Below are 15303 nucleotides of genomic sequence, written 5' to 3'. Positions count from 1 at the left end.
ACAGTTATGAGTTTAAACAATACTTTAGGGATATATTCTTTCCAAAAAAACAGCTGCTAGCATTTAGCTAGCAGCCGGATAACTTATAAATAACTTGGAAAATAAATCATCTGTTGTTTCGGTAATTTTATCAAACAGATCACTTTCTTCCTCTTCTTGCTCTTTTAACATCTTAATTGTTTCACGTGCATCTTCAGGATAATCGGTAATGATACCATCTACGTTCAATTTATAATATCCCTTTAAACTTTCCATATAATTTACTGTCCATACGTAAATTGGTTTGTTTAACTTCCTTGCTTCTTTTACTAATTTCTTATTTAACATGTATTCTTCTGCTACATAAAAATCAGCTTTCACATTCTTTAAGTTGGCTCTACTTGCATACAGTATATATCCGACTTTTATATCTGAATTTGCACGCTTAAACTCTTTTATAAGCGGGTAATGTAACGTTTGAATAACACATTGCTTCTCAAATTCATTATCTTTAATCGTTTTTAATACTTTGTTTACAAATTCTTTTTCGCCACCATGAAGCTTCACTTCAATATTGAGTTTGATTTTACCCTTTGCCAACTTAATGATTTCATCCAGCGTACTGATTTGTCCTGAAAAACCATCTTGACTAAGGGTAAGCTGCCTTAACTCGTCCATCGTTAAATCCGAAACATGAACATTAGCATTAGCAAGACGTTTCAACTTCAAATCATGTATAACTGCTAGTTCACCGTCTTTCGTTTGTAGTACATCAATTTCAGCGTAGTCTGCTTTCGCATCAATAGCTCCCTGCACAGCTTCTTTCGTATTTTCTACACCTTTTGAAATATAACCGCGATGAGCCATAATAATCGGTTCTTTATATGTGTTTGTAATAAAGGTCACAATGAAAGCAACAACCATTCCCGCCGTAATAATTCCTACAATATATACACCAATAAATTTCCAACGATGTTTTTGGAAGAAACATTTATCTGCCTTCGTCTTTGAATAATCTAATCCTTCTTCTAATAAAACATCTTCGACTGGAACCTTTTGTAAATACAATCTTGTTAACGCCATAATATAGAACGGCGTCATAATAAAGCTAAATAGATACAATGTACTTGTTAGGAAAACTGAAATAGTTGACTCTGCTAGTAGTGCAAATGTCCCTTCTGGGTTTGTAAATTCATATACTCCCCACAGACAAAGTAAATAAATTCCTACACATAAAAGAAAAACAATTCCTACAGATATGAAAAAACCTACTAAAAAGAACAACACTTTAAAGAAGCTTTCTTTTACTAAGGTTGCACTTTTTCGTGCTGCCGTACGGAACGGCTTCTCCTCTAAAACAATAATAGGTAAAACAAAAATCCAACGAAGGTTCAAATAGGCAACTACAGCAAAGAAAGTATAATATCCAACTTGCCCCATTGTTGTCTTAAATAGTTCACCTGTAATAAAATTAGGAATTTGAATTTCAGGAATCAATGCAGATTTATATCCCATACTTAATAGTGGTAATAGTACAACTGCATACAAAACAAAGCCAGGTAAGCAATATGTAAACAGAGAAGGTAAATACGTTACTGTTTTATATAAAATCGGACGTAATCTCACCTTTTGCCTTTTATGAGCGAAGTACGAAATGATAATAAGTACTGCAAACTCTGTAAAGATCAGGAACAATGCCAATATAGATAAAATTACGATCGCCAAAATCCCGTATGGGGTTTTCAAAAATGCTAATAACTCATCATTTGTTGCGTTTGCATACCCACCAAAGTACAACAATTTATTGAAAATAATACCGAAAAGTGGGATAAACACAATCGCTGCTAACAATTTATAAGCAAGTTGGAATGTTAACACATTCCAAAAAGCAAATCTAACAGTTTGAAAGGAATGTCTCATTACTCCTGGTATAGATAGTCTTTTACGGTGTTGCATATATTCCTCCACATTCTAAAACGATATTTGAGATGGATTCCACATTTCCATTTCTAACCCATCCCTTTAATAATAATATATTCCGCTTAACATGAACACTCTTATACATACAATGAAAAAAGTGATGGCTACTTCCCATCACTTTTTCACTTACTCTATTTTTTCTCTAACCCTTGCCCAAATGCTTTCAAAAAACTAAAACCGAATGTAATGGCTCTATTGATATCTGGATCTTTTAACACTTTAAAGAAATCCATCACTTTTGTTTTTTTACCACTTTTTAATTCATCTGTTGCAAATTGCAATCCAGTGACTAAGCTCGAGGTAATTTGCTTCGTTACTTCTGGGTCAACTGAGGATAGTGCTTCCCCCGCACCCATCATATTGTTAAGTACATTTTTAACTGGTTCACGATTTAATTGCTCCACAGCGATTTTTGAAACATCTTCCTTCGCAGCAAGTAAACTAATCGCCGCATCTAATATTCCAGCCTTCTGCAACTGCGCTAACAGTTGCATCGTTTCTTCTACTGCTTCACGATTATTAGATAGCTCATTTAGAAGTTCATCTGCTACTTGCTGTTTCTGTTCTTCCTCTGTTACAACTTTCTTTTTAATTAAAGTAATTTCTTTCGCCACTATCTTCGCCCCCTAGTCCACGAGTGATACGTATTGTTTTCTTTGCCATTTTTGCTCGATTTCAACACCATTTTGCGGATTACGCTTTTTATCTCGCGGGTTTGAAGATGGTAACGGACGATTTCCTTTTTCACGTAATACACGCATTTTCACCATCGTTTGTTTGTACGCCGGTGTACACGTATAAAGGTCTGTTGCCGTCCCAGTTAAAATATTGATCGCTTCTTCATTTATCGTTGCATGCATCGGTAAGTATAGCTCTTTCCCCGTTACACGATCAGTAATAAGCGCTTGTACTTTAATTTTGCCAAATGGTGATGCTAATTCTACAAGACCACCATCTTTCACATTGCGTTCTATAGCAAGTTCAGGTGAAATTTCAACGAACACTTCAGATACTTTAGATAAAATACCAGCCGACTTATTCGTCATATTCCCTTCATGGAAATGTTCTAGCATACGTCCATTATTTAAAAGTAAATCATACTCATCTGGCGCTACAACTGGTGGTACCCATTCATCTAATGATAAACGAGCTAGTTTATCTGGGAAGTTAAATCCGTCTACATATAATAGCGGTGTATCACTACCATCATGGCTACCCCAACATAAACTATTCCATCCTTCTAGACGATCGTACGTTGCTTGAGAGTATAACGGTGCAAGCGATGCAATTTCGTCCATAATTTCACTTGGACTTTCGTAATTCCAATCCCCGCCGAGTGCACGAGCAACTTTTTGTAAAATCCACCAATCTGGTTTTGAATCGCCCAGTGGTTTTAATACTTCATATAATCTTTGAATACGTCGCTCTGTATTCGTAAACGTTCCTTCTTTTTCTAAGCTTGGTGCCGCTGGTAAAATAACATCAGCAAAACGAGCTGTTTTTGATAAGAACATATCTTGAACAACGAGGAAGTCTAAATTCGCTAAAATATGTTGCACATGGTTCGCATTGGAATCGACTAAAGCCATTTCTTCTCCCATGACATACATACCACGTAGTTTTCCTTCTTCTGCCGCAAGTAACATTGCAATATTATTTAATCCTGGTGCTTTCGGAATCGTTGTGCCGTATGCTTTTTCAAACTTAGCACGAAGCGTATCATCCGATACTGCTTGATAACCTGGAAGCCAGTTTGGTAATGTCGCCATATCACAAGCACCTTGTACATTATTATGACCTCGTAATGGATATGCGCCTGCGCCAGGACGACGATAGTTCCCCGTAACAAGCAGTAAATTTGAAATAGCAGCAGATGTTGTACTTCCTCCTGTATTTTGCGTTACACCCATTCCCCAAAGTATACAAGTTCCATCTGCTTCATATACCATACGAGCCATTTCTTTCAGGTTTTCTTTCGAAATCCCCGTAATTTCTTCTGTATAATCAAGCGTATGCTTTTCTAGCATTGTGCTATATTCATCAAAGTTCTTCACATTTTCAGCTATGAACTTTTTATCATGCCAATCTTGATCAATAATATATTTCGTAATACCAGCAAGCCATACGTAATCCGTACCTTGGCGCGGATGAATAAATAAATCCGCACGCTCTGCCATTTCATGTTTACGAAGGTCTGCTACAATCAGTTTTTGCTCGTGTAATTTATGAGCACGTTTTACACGCGTCGCAAGTACAGGGTGCCCTTCTGTTGGATTCGCACCAACGATAATGACAAGTCCTGCTTCAGCTATATCTTTCACTGTTCCTGCATCGCCGCCCATACCGACAGTTTTAAATAAACCATCTGTTGCTGGAGATTGACAATAACGAGAACAATTGTCTACATTATTCGTTCCATATATTTGTCGAGCTAGTTTTTGCATAAGGTAATTTTCTTCATTCGTTACTTTCGATGAAGAAATGAATCCAAATGCATCGCTGCCGTATTCAGATTTAATATGCTGCATGTTGGAAGCAACAACTTCTAACGCTTCTTCCCATGAAGCTTCAACAAACATATCTCCTTGGCGAATTAATGGCTTCGTAATTCGATCTTCACTGTTTACAAAGTCCCATCCAAATTTACCTTTTACACATGTGGAAATACCATTAACCGGTGCATCTGAAACAGGTTGCACTTTTAATATATGGCGATCTTTCGTCCATACTTCGAATGAACAACCGACACCACAAAATGTACAAACTGTTTTTGTTTTATTCACTTTCGTCTTACGCATCGCAGCCTCTACTTCTGAAACCGCTAAAATACTACTATATCCAGGCTCTACATCCTTTACAAAATCAATCATCGGATCTAACACATCTGGTTTTAATCCTGTCATAAATCCAGCTTCACCTAACATGGATTTCTCCATCAACGCATTACATGGACATACTGTTACACACTGCCCGCAACTTACACAAGATGAATCATTTATACTTACACCATTATCCCATATAACACGCGGACGATCTAAGCTCCAGTCTATCGATATAGTTTCATTAACTTGTAAGTTTTGACATACTTCTACACACTGTCCACAAGCAATACATTGATTTGGATCATACCGATAAAACGGATGTGACATATCCACTTCACAAGCACTTACTTTCGGCTCATACGGATATTTCTGTTCTTCAATTCCCATCATATGTACGGTGTTATGGACTTTACAATTACCATTATTGTTATCACACACGGTACAATACAATAAATGATTCTCTAATATTCGATCCATCGCCTCAGTCTGTGCTTCTTTTGCACGCTGTGACTGTCTTTCAATATGCATACCGTTCTCTAATTTCGTTGAACAAGCACGCATTAACTTCCCATCTACTTCTACAATACACGTATCACAAGTTTGAATTGGATCTACTTCTGGTACATGACAAATTTGAGGATGTTCCAAATTACTCTCGTTAAATAATTGTAGTATCGTCTTTTCACCCGATGTGGAAAATTCTTTACCATCCACGGTTACACGGACTGTCTGTTCTGCCATAGTTTCCCCTCTCCTTACAACCAACTGTACAACACAATTATGAATCCGTTTTCAAAATCGCATTACTGTACATATTTTTGAAACGCTCTGCCCAAATGCTTTCTTATGAAGTCGATTCTAGATGTTATAAGGTATAACTACGAAAGCTTGAAAATATCACTATTCTACAGTTCTATTATATCGTACATATACAATAATAACCAAAATAATCTGTGATCTTCTTCCTAATAGGTGTTTTTATTTTTTCCGTTGTTTTATGATAAATATGGGAGAGAACTACATAAAAAAGGGGAATTTAATATGGAGCCTACGCAAGAAACGTATACAATTGTACGCTATCAATCTGGTACATTTTCAAAACAACTGGATGAGATTGTTACAGAATCTCCTATCACGATTAAATTGAATGGTGAAGAATATGTAACAGTCGTATGTACACCAAATTATATTGAAGATATGGTAATTGGGTTTTTAATTTCTGAGGGGATTATTTCTTCTTATAAAGATGTTGAAGAACTATGGGTGCAAAAAGATAACGGAATTGTCCATGTAACATCATCAAAAATAAATCCGCTCTATCAAAATTTATATAATAAACGATACATCACTTCCTGCTGCGGAAAAGGTAGACAAGGTTTTATTTTCGTTAACGATGCAGCAAAAGCAAAAGATTTACATGATATACATGTAAAAATTACTCCTGAAGAATGCTTTTACTTAATGAATACTTTACAACAATCTTCCACTACCTTTCGCCAAACTGGCGGTGTTCACAATACCGCGCTATGTGATCGAAACAATATCCTCCTATCAAGAATGGATATTGGAAGACATAATGCATTAGATAAAATATATGGACATTGTTTACGCAACGATATATCTGTTAAAGGAAAAATCATTGCATTTAGCGGACGCATTTCATCCGAAATTTTACTCAAAGTTTCAAAAATCGGATGTGAAATTGTTCTATCTAAATCCGCACCAACAAAATTAGCATTGCAACTCGCTCACGATTTAGGCATTACCGTCGTAGGATTTATTAGAAATGAATCTTGTAATATTTACACACATCCACATCGAATTGATGGTTATCGATCGAATAACTAAAATAACTCCTCAATCGAGGAGTTATTTTAGTTATGAAAATGTAACATATCAAACACTTGAATAGTTAATAAAGTTAATATATAATTTCATTACATAATTAAAAACAAAATATTGTAGCATATATCTTTTCATTCTTTTACAAATTAAAAGAGACTGCTAACAAAACGCATACACATTCTTATATATGTAATGGATTTATTTGATTTAAAATCGACCAAGGAGGTTACAACGATGGAAATTCGCTTATTAACGACAGAGGACGCAGAAATATATTTAAAAGTTTGTATGGAAGGTTTAACGAAGAACCCGGAAGCTTTTAGCTCTTCTTATGAAGATGTTCTGAAACATGAGGATCCTGTAGCTGCTATGGCAAAACGATTAAGCAATCCGGATAAGTATACTCTAGGGGTCTTCAAAGATAACGATTTAATCGGCATTGCTACTTTAGAAACAAAGCCTTTCATTAAACAAGAACATAAAGCAAAAATCGGTTCCGTTTTTGTTTCCCCTAAAGCACGTGGCCTTGGAGCAGGACGGGCTCTCATTAAAGCAATTATTGAGAATGCCGATAAATTACATGTAGAACAACTTATGCTCGATGTTGTAGTTGGTAACGATGCAGCAAAAAAATTATATGAATCATTAGGTTTCCAAACTTACGGCGTACAAGAGCGTTCATTAAAACATAACGGTCAATATTGGGACGAGGAACATATGGTTCTATTCTTAAATGATTAATACTTCAATATAGTTTTTAAAAGCATCTTCTTATTAAGAAAGGTGCTTTTTTCATTACAACAATGTAATCTTCATGTCACCTTTATCGATCGTACCAAACCTTTCCATTCATTATACTAAAAGTGTAAAGTAAAACTTTACTCAGTGGGGAACTACATCCCACGCTGATCGCATGTACTTGATATGTAGAGGAGAATGTGACATGAAACAAAACAAACGAGCTATGGTTTTAATATTTACTACAGCAATTGTAACTTCTGGATTAGCAATTTTACCTTGGTTTATTATATAAAGTGAAACTTTAATCAGCCCTCACCAATCGGACTTTTATGGGAAGCCCGCCCCCCACCTAACTTCTTTGCTTTCGCTGCATTTTGAAGTGGGGGTCTTACTGCCCATTAAAGTCGGATAAAAATACTCCCCCTAACAACGAAAAAAGCTTATTGCTTCTTAAGAAGCAATAAGCTTTTTTTATATTATAAAATCCCCAAAATTTTATTTACACAACTTATAATAATAACCATAGATACGGCAACGCACATGACAACCGTATTACGATCTTGCTTTTCTTTTTTTGAAATTTCTTCTTTCGGATTCATGTGTATGATCTCCTTTTAAAAAAAGTGTGAGATAGGAAATTTTTCTTATCCGATGCGAGGTGAATACGAAAACCCTCTCTATCTCACATACACAATAGAATGGAATTGTCATTTTATAAATAAAATGACATGACGTTATGTCGCAACATAGGGTATTTTGTGTCGCTACGTTTTCTATTATAAAAAATAGTTGTGCAAAACTAGTGCATTTTTTATGTCAATTACTCTGAGCGAGAAATCACTCTTCCACTCAATCACATAAAAAGAGTTTTTTATCATTTTCATGTAAACTATACAAGTAGAATGAACAGTTTGGGGTGCACAAGATTATGGTAAAAATTTTATTAGTAGACGATGAAGAACGTATGTTACGATTATTAGATCTGTTCTTAAGTCCTCGTGGCTATTTTTGTATGAAAGCTACCTCTGGCCTTGAAGCACTAAAGTTAATAGAACAAAAAGACTTCGATATTGTTTTGTTAGATGTAATGATGCCGAATATGGATGGATGGGATACTTGCTATCAAATCCGTCAAATTTCCAACGTTCCAATCATTATGCTAACAGCTCGTAATCAAAATTACGATATGGTAAAAGGCCTTACGATCGGCGCAGATGACTATATTACAAAACCATTTGATGAGCATGTATTAGTTGCACGAATTGAGGCTATATTACGCCGTACAAAGAAAGATGGATTTGTTAGCTCCAATGGTATTGAGTGGGATAAAACGAAACATACTGTCACAGTGTATGATGAAAAAATCTCACTGACTCCTATCGAATTTTCGTTACTTGGACTATTTTTACAAAATACAAACCGTGCTTATAGCCGAGATGATTTAATCGAAAAAATTTGGGGTTATGAAACAGACATTGAATATAGAACAATCGATTCACATATTCGCAATATCCGTGATAAATTACGTAAAAAAGGATTTCCAGTTGAAAATTACTTAGAAACTGTTTATAAGGTCGGATATAAATGGAAAAGTGAATAATTACTTCGGTCAGTGGAAAATACCATACCACTGACCCTTTATATGAAATAAGGTATGGTGAGAAAATGAGTAAACTTTCACTTAAAATTGGGACATACTTTTTAATATTAGCTTTATGTATTGAAACAATTGCTTTCGTATCTTTTTACAAAAGCATTTCAACAATGCGGATTGAGGAAGAAACACTTGCTCTTTTAGAAAAAGGTAATCGCTATAGTAACAAAATTACACAACGCGCAAAGTGGAGTGCATTTGCTAAAGAAAAGAAACACGGCGAACGCGCTGAATACAATAAAAATCCTAAGCGCCCTATATACCCAGAGTTCGATATCGCTGATGAAGCTGAACACTTAGTTGAATCAGAATCAATTGCTAACTCTGATATAGCTATCATTATAACGGACAATAATGGAAAAATCATTTCCACTTCAGAACCTGTAACAAAGGCGATGCAAAAACAACTTACTTGTAAAACACAATATATTCCAGAAAACGGATTAGTTGTCGAAAAGAACTGGAAAAAATCAAAATTCATCACAACGGTAAGCCCACTTAATACAGCAGAGTTTCAAGGAAAGTTATATATGTTATTAAAAACATCTTTTTTAGAAAATATGTTGCTTAAACTCATGAACCAATTTCTTATCATTAGTGTTTTGACTGTTATTTTAACGACTATTTCTGTCTTTGTTTTTTCTCGTGTTATTACAGAACCGCTTATAAAAATGAAGAGGGCAACAGAAAAAATGTCAAAATTAAATAAGCCAATTCAATTAGGTATTAAACGGAATGATGAACTTGGAAGCTTAGCAAAAACGATTGAAGATTTGTCCAGTGAACTAACTTATATGAAAAAAGAACGCAATGAATTTCTTGCTAGTGTCGCCCATGAACTATTAACTCCATTGACCTATATGAAAGGTTATGCGAAAGTAGCAAAGAGAGACACTTTAACGAAAGAAGAGCGAGAAGAATACTTACAAATCATTGAGGATGAAACAGATAGTGTAACTGATCTCGTTCAAGATTTATTTATGCTTGTACAATTAGAACAACACCAATTTGTTATAAAAAAACAAAAAGTGACCCTTCAACCATTTTTAGAACGAATGGTTGAAAAAACAAAAACAACATTAACTAACAAACAAATGCAACTCCATGTATATTGCAAAGACGATTTAGAAGTTTGCATAGACGAAAGACGTATGGAACAAGTTATGTTAAATTTATTACACAATGCTTATCAACATTCGCTAGAAAACACCACTATTACAATACGCGTACTCACAGAAACAAATTCTTTTACAATAAGTGTACAAGATGAAGGTGAAGGTATTCCTGAGGAAGATATTCCGCATATTTTCGATCGTTTTTATCGTGTTGATAAATCTAGAACGAGAGCTACTGGAGGAAAAGGTATCGGGCTAGCTGTTGCGAAAGAAATTGTGGAATTGCATAACGGTTCCATTCTAGTAACAAGCAAATTAGGCGTAGGAACAACCTTTATAATTGAGCTACCTTTTGAATAATATGTGTGTGAAAACACCAGTAGTAGTAAACACTACTGGTGTTATTTTGTTCATAAAATCAGCTCATTTAGGCTAAGCTTTTGAAATTATTCTTATTTCAATATAAAATAAAGTGAAACTTTAATCCATGGAAGGGTTCACCCCATGGATTATTAGTTGAACCAATCGGGCATTTACGGGCAGTTATCTCCAATCTAACTTCCGCACATTCGCTGGATTTTAAAGTTGGAGTCTACTGCCCACAAATAGCGGGGTAAAGATACATTTGTCAAAGATTTGGAGGGTGATATAATTGGATATCCATGTATTAACAAAAGACGAAGCGGAAATTTACTTAGAACTTCGTGTAGAAGGATTAAAGCAAAACCCTGAAGCTTTTAGCTCTTCTTATGAAGATATTATTAATAAAGAGTGTGCGATTGAATATAAAGCACAAAAATTAGCACAAGATGAAAACTATACGCTAGGTGCATTCAAAGATGGAAAATTAATCGGGGTTGCAACACTGGAAACGAAACCATATGTAAAACAAGAACATAAAGCTAAAATCGGTTCTGTATATGTATCTCCAAAAGCACGCGGACTTGGAGCAGGAAAAGCACTTATTAAAGAATGTCTTGAACTTGCTAAATCTTTAGAAGTAGAACAAGTTATGCTTGATGTTGTTGTTGGCAACGATGGAGCAAAAAAACTTTATGAATCATTAGGATTTAAAACATTCGGTGTGCAAGAACGTTCATTAAAATATAACGGACAATATTGGGACGAAGAGCATATGGTCTTATTCTTAGACGAAAATAAATAAATAAATAAATAAATAAATAATAAAAAACATCCTCTCATGTATGAGGATGTTTTTTTACTTTTTTTCTAAACCACGCTGTATTTAATAGTTGAATCGCTTTTGCAATTTCTTCTTCTGATAAGATCGCAAACCCAAGTAAAACGACATTTTCAGGTGCAGTACCGTCTTTATAGTACGTAGAAACAGGATATACTTTAATACTATGTTTCGCAGCTTCTTGAATTAATTCTTCTTCTCGCATTCCATTATGCACTTGTAATAAAATGTGCAATCCTGAATCTTCTCCTATCACTTCAACACGATTAGAGAAATACTTTTCTATTTCAAAGACAAGTCGATCCCTCTTTTTTCGGTAGACGACACGCATTTTATGAATATGTTTTTCCCAATAGCCTTCATTTAAAAACTTTCTAATCACTTCTTGGTCCATTCTTGAAACACTTTGTGTATAAAATAAATATTGCTGTTGATACTTTTTAATTAATTTCTTCGGCAACACCATATAGCTCATCCGTAGCGATGGCAATAATGCTTTAGATAGCGTCCCCATATAAATAACTTTCCCCTCTGTATCTAACCCTTGCAGCGCCGGTATAGGCTTTCCAGAATAGCGAAATTCACTATCATAATCATCTTCAATAATATACCTGTCTTTCGCTTTCTTCGCCCATTGTAAAAGCTGCGTCCTTCTCGTAATAGGCATAATCATTCCATACGGAAACTGATGGGAAGGTGTAACAAATACAACATTCGCATTGCTATTTTCTAAATCTGCCATACAAATGCCGTCCCTATCTAAAGACAACATTTGAACCTTCTCTTCTCCCTGTTCAAAAACGACCATTTTCCTATGATACCCTGGGTTTTCCACTGCATAATTGCTTCCCTTTAACAATTGAAACAATAGTTTCACTAATATTTGTGTTCCCGCACCTAATACAATTTGACTAGCTGAACAACGTACACCTCTAGATTCATACAAATAATTCGTAATCTCTTCTCTTAAGCTCGCTTCCCCTTGAGGGTGTCCTAGAAAGAGAAGTTCGTTATTATACGGCTGCCATACTTCATTTACAATTTTCCGATACATATTGAATGGAAAAGCATTTGTATCAATGCCTGTTTGTGTAAAGTCAAATTTATAACTCTTCTCCTGAAACAGTACTTCTTCTATTCTCTCTTCGCTATCCTCTACATGAACCATTTGCTCAATCTTGCATACAAAATAACCTTTTCTCGATATCGACTCAATATAACCTTCTGCAAGTAATTGTTCGTACGCTGCCTCTACTGTATTTTTACTTACTTGTAAATGTATCGCTAACTTTCGCTTAGCCGGTAATTTCGTAAAAGGGACAATCGTTCCATCTTTAATCTCTTTTTTTATATACTCATACAATTGCACGTACAATGCTCTTTTACTATTCACATTTAAATTAGGCGTTAGTTCTAACATGATATCTGACCCCTTAATAAAACTGAAATCTGATACTTTTTACAGTACCAGAAGTTATATATAATTCCTTTTATCATGTCACACATAAAAAATCAAATACTGGAGAGGAGAAACATGATAATGAACAATGGTAGACGTATCGGACTCATTATGATTATTACAGGAGCTACATTATGGGGATTATCTGGTCCAATGATTCAGTGGCTATTTCAGCATACTAATGTATCCTCAATTGATTTTTTAACAATTCGATTGTTGCTTGCGGGAATATTTATTTTATCTTTTTTACTGATAAAGAAACAAAACATTTTTCAAATTTGGAAACACCCTAGACATTCTATACAACTTATTATTTTCTCTATTCTCGGCATGCTCGGTGCACAATACGCCTTTATCGAAACAGTTCATATTAGTAACGCGGTCACAGCGACATTATTTCAATTTCTAGGTCCTGTTTTTATTACCATTTATGTCGCATTTGAACAACGAAAATTCCCTGCTTCTATGCAACTACTCGCAATTGTAACTGCGCTAACAGGGACATACTTTATTATTACAAACGGTTCAATTGAAAATATTGTTTTATCGAAAGAAGCCATTATTTTTGGTCTATTAACAGCAATTGGATTTGCATTTTATACCCTCCATCCAGCTTCCCTTATTAAAGAATGCGGAACAACCCTAGTAATTGGATGGGGGATGTTAATTGGCGGCATTGCCCTGCTTATTTGTAATCGCTCGTTTGGATGGCATGAGCTTTCGCAAACTTTTACAACAAAAACTTTTTCAATGCTTATTCTTATCATCATAAGTGGAACTCTTTCTTTTCTTCTTTATATCGGTAGTCTGAAATATTTAGCAGCAACAGAAACAAGCATTTTATCTAGTATTGAACCACTTGTAGCTGCCATCGTTTCAATCGCTTGGCTGAATGAATCTTTTGGAGCGTATCAATTATTAGGTGGCGTATGTATCGTTCTTTCTGTTATTTTCTTAACGATGCCGCAAAAAGAGAATGAGCCAGCCTTTACATCTGAACAAATATAAAAAATGTCAAAAGAGGTCGTACAAAACTTACGACCTCTTTTTATACTTTAAAGGAATTGTCCCGCTTTCTAGCAAATACAATTACACTAATAATAAAAATTAGGGGTGTGACACCATGAAAAAAATCGGAACTATGCTACTTTTCTCCTTTCTCATCGCTGGATGCACACAAGGGCAACTTGATTCAGAAGCAACAAAAAAAGAAGCTATCGCAACGTCATCCACTCAAGTTAATGCACCTTCCTTCTTTCACCTTAGCGTTTTAAAAGATGTAAATTGGGAAGAAACACCCTCCTTCATACAAGAAAAAATACCTTTAAAAGGTATCGAAGACAAAATTGCAATGGCCGATAGCCCTATTATCGCAAATGAAAAAAATGAAATGATGTGGTACTTTTTAGATCCCAAAATGCCCACTGGAAAACTATCTATTATTGCACTAAAGCAAGGATCAGTAACTCCAACACCCGTACTCTTTCAACAAGAAACTTCCAAGCCAACTTGGACTACTTCAAATACAATTGATTCCACTACAAACGAACTCCCTCTCACTATGTCACTACCTTCATCTGGATTATGGTTATTAAATATATATGTGAATGAAAAATATTATGATCAGTTTGTAATCAATGCGACAGAAAACAAATAAAATGAAGGAGGCTAAAGTAGCCTCCTTCATTTTATTTATCTTATACATAACTAATCGCCTGACTCCCCATTTGTACCCATGCCTTTTCAAAACTTTCTCTCGGTACCTTTACATCTAAACTATCACTTAGAGGATCTCGAATGTATACAAATTCCTTATCATATCCAACAAGTACTACACAATGTTCATTATACGTAATAGAAACATCTCCACTATTTGTTTCCCATGTAGTAAATTCATCTTCATCTAATGGCGCAAATGTTGCATTTGTAATCATGACTACCGGTTGTCCTGATGTTACACTCTTATAAAGTTCTTCTATACTCTTCCCTGTTAAGTCCACAGCTTTATTAGGTAAATACTTTTTCGCTAATTGAAAAAGTGGTCCATGATATACACCATATCCTGATTCAGAAAAGGTATAAATATTTCCTACAAATCCTTCATTCGGATTCCCACGTACACCATCTTTCATAAAATCAACTTTCTTTATTTCGTTTGCTAATTTCATCTTATCCACTGTAATACCTGCGTATTGTAACATCATCGCTAAGCTCGTCACTTCACAACCTCTATCTAACTCTGGTAACTGCTGAATGAAAGGTACATTTGATAAGATGACCTTTTCATCATTATTACTCATTCCGCTTTGTATATTGAAGAATGTTAACTTCTCCACATACTTTGTAATTCCATTTGTGTATACGTTCCATACTGCTATACCGAGTAAGGCCATACATAAATACCACTTCCATCTCCGTATCACTCTCACACCGATACGATAAACTTAACTAAATCTATACAATTCAATCAAATTTACACAAGTTAGTGCTTCATCGTGTTCTCGCAA

Annotated in this window: 13 protein-coding genes; 7 read left to right on the top strand and 6 right to left on the bottom strand. The window is 35.0% G+C overall.

All coding sequences use genetic code 11. The features are described 5' to 3' along the window. Nucleotides 1-63: 63 nt before the first annotated feature. From PDQ68_RS15625 to fdhF, 3 genes are all read right to left on the bottom strand, one after another. Entirely contained in the window at nt 64-1935 is a 1872-nt protein-coding gene (locus PDQ68_RS15625) for a glycerophosphoryl diester phosphodiesterase membrane domain-containing protein (protein WP_061183667.1), read from the bottom strand. Between the two features lie 155 nt (nt 1936-2090). Further along, on the bottom strand, nt 2091-2573 hold the full coding sequence (locus PDQ68_RS15620) for a helical membrane plugin domain-containing protein (RefSeq protein ID WP_061183666.1): 483 nt from the start codon (nt 2571-2573) through the stop codon (nt 2091-2093). Nucleotides 2574-2585: 12 nt separating this feature from the next. Then, nucleotides 2586-5522, bottom strand: coding sequence for a formate dehydrogenase subunit alpha (fdhF, locus tag PDQ68_RS15615; protein ID WP_061183665.1), 2937 nt, complete (start codon nt 5520-5522; stop codon nt 2586-2588). A 300-nt stretch (nt 5523-5822) separates the two neighbouring features. On the opposite strand from fdhF, the gene fdhD reads away from it, so the two are divergent. Next, a complete protein-coding gene (gene fdhD, locus PDQ68_RS15610) occupies nt 5823-6629 on the top strand; it encodes a formate dehydrogenase accessory sulfurtransferase FdhD (protein ID WP_016716428.1) in 807 nt (268 codons plus the stop codon). A 231-nt stretch (nt 6630-6860) separates the two neighbouring features. After that, nucleotides 6861-7367, top strand: coding sequence for a GNAT family N-acetyltransferase (locus PDQ68_RS15605; protein WP_000405875.1), 507 nt, complete (start codon nt 6861-6863; stop codon nt 7365-7367). Nucleotides 7368-7843: 476 nt separating this feature from the next. Here the strand turns inward: PDQ68_RS15605 and PDQ68_RS15600 are convergent, their stop codons facing one another. Beyond that, on the bottom strand, nt 7844-7966 hold the full coding sequence (locus PDQ68_RS15600; protein ID WP_001068392.1) for a hypothetical protein: 123 nt from the start codon (nt 7964-7966) through the stop codon (nt 7844-7846). 329 nt (nt 7967-8295) lie between these two features. Here PDQ68_RS15600 and PDQ68_RS15595 point away from each other — a divergent pair, with 329 nt between their 5' ends. The 3 genes from PDQ68_RS15595 to PDQ68_RS15585 all read left to right on the top strand — a co-directional run bounded on the left by PDQ68_RS15595 (nt 8296) and on the right by PDQ68_RS15585 (nt 11301). Continuing rightward, nucleotides 8296-8967, top strand: coding sequence for a response regulator transcription factor (locus PDQ68_RS15595; protein ID WP_061183664.1), 672 nt, complete (start codon nt 8296-8298; stop codon nt 8965-8967). Between the two features lie 65 nt (nt 8968-9032). Next, on the top strand, nt 9033-10496 hold the full coding sequence (locus PDQ68_RS15590) for a HAMP domain-containing sensor histidine kinase (RefSeq protein ID WP_061183663.1): 1464 nt from the start codon (nt 9033-9035) through the stop codon (nt 10494-10496). A 292-nt stretch (nt 10497-10788) separates the two neighbouring features. Further along, nucleotides 10789-11301 carry a GNAT family N-acetyltransferase gene (locus tag PDQ68_RS15585; RefSeq protein WP_000351212.1) on the top strand — a complete coding sequence of 171 codons (513 nt, stop codon included), beginning with the start codon at nt 10789-10791 and terminating at the stop codon, nt 11299-11301. Nucleotides 11302-11335: 34 nt separating this feature from the next. On the opposite strand, the gene pdxR is transcribed toward PDQ68_RS15585, so the two are convergent. Continuing rightward, nucleotides 11336-12757 (bottom strand): MocR-like pyridoxine biosynthesis transcription factor PdxR, encoded by a 1422-nt coding sequence (pdxR, locus tag PDQ68_RS15580; protein WP_016716426.1) that lies wholly within the window; start codon nt 12755-12757, stop codon nt 11336-11338. 120 nt (nt 12758-12877) lie between these two features. On the opposite strand from pdxR, the gene PDQ68_RS15575 reads away from it, so the two are divergent. Together PDQ68_RS15575 and PDQ68_RS15570 are read left to right on the top strand one after the other, a co-directional pair. Then, nucleotides 12878-13804, top strand: coding sequence for a DMT family transporter (locus PDQ68_RS15575; RefSeq protein ID WP_061183662.1), 927 nt, complete (start codon nt 12878-12880; stop codon nt 13802-13804). Between the two features lie 115 nt (nt 13805-13919). Further along, nucleotides 13920-14453, top strand: coding sequence for a DUF4871 domain-containing protein (locus PDQ68_RS15570; protein WP_061183661.1), 534 nt, complete (start codon nt 13920-13922; stop codon nt 14451-14453). 40 nt (nt 14454-14493) lie between these two features. Here the strand turns inward: PDQ68_RS15570 and PDQ68_RS15565 are convergent, their stop codons facing one another. Next, nucleotides 14494-15219, bottom strand: a complete 726-nt coding sequence (locus PDQ68_RS15565) for a C39 family peptidase (RefSeq protein ID WP_061183660.1) — start codon at nt 15217-15219, stop codon at nt 14494-14496. Nucleotides 15220-15303: the final 84 nt, after the last annotated feature.

Source organism: Bacillus cereus group sp. Bc010 (assembly GCF_027716745.1).
GTDB classification, from domain to species: domain Bacteria; phylum Bacillota; class Bacilli; order Bacillales; family Bacillaceae_G; genus Bacillus_A; species Bacillus_A pacificus.
This window is presented reverse-complemented; position numbering and strand designations above follow the sequence as displayed.

Coding starts and splice junctions, on each gene's coding strand:
- PDQ68_RS15625 (WP_061183667.1), bottom strand. CDS start 1,935: ATGCAACACCGTAAAAGACTATCTATACCAGGAGTAATGAGACATTCC.
- fdhF (WP_061183665.1), bottom strand. CDS start 5,522: ATGGCAGAACAGACAGTCCGTGTAACCGTGGATGGTAAAGAATTTTCC.
- fdhD (WP_016716428.1), top strand. CDS start 5,823: ATGGAGCCTACGCAAGAAACGTATACAATTGTACGCTATCAATCTGGT.
- PDQ68_RS15605 (WP_000405875.1), top strand. CDS start 6,861: ATGGAAATTCGCTTATTAACGACAGAGGACGCAGAAATATATTTAAAA.
- PDQ68_RS15600 (WP_001068392.1), bottom strand. CDS start 7,966: ATGAATCCGAAAGAAGAAATTTCAAAAAAAGAAAAGCAAGATCGTAAT.
- PDQ68_RS15595 (WP_061183664.1), top strand. CDS start 8,296: ATGGTAAAAATTTTATTAGTAGACGATGAAGAACGTATGTTACGATTA.
- PDQ68_RS15590 (WP_061183663.1), top strand. CDS start 9,033: ATGAGTAAACTTTCACTTAAAATTGGGACATACTTTTTAATATTAGCT.
- pdxR (WP_016716426.1), bottom strand. CDS start 12,757: ATGTTAGAACTAACGCCTAATTTAAATGTGAATAGTAAAAGAGCATTG.
- PDQ68_RS15575 (WP_061183662.1), top strand. CDS start 12,878: ATGAACAATGGTAGACGTATCGGACTCATTATGATTATTACAGGAGCT.
- PDQ68_RS15570 (WP_061183661.1), top strand. CDS start 13,920: ATGAAAAAAATCGGAACTATGCTACTTTTCTCCTTTCTCATCGCTGGA.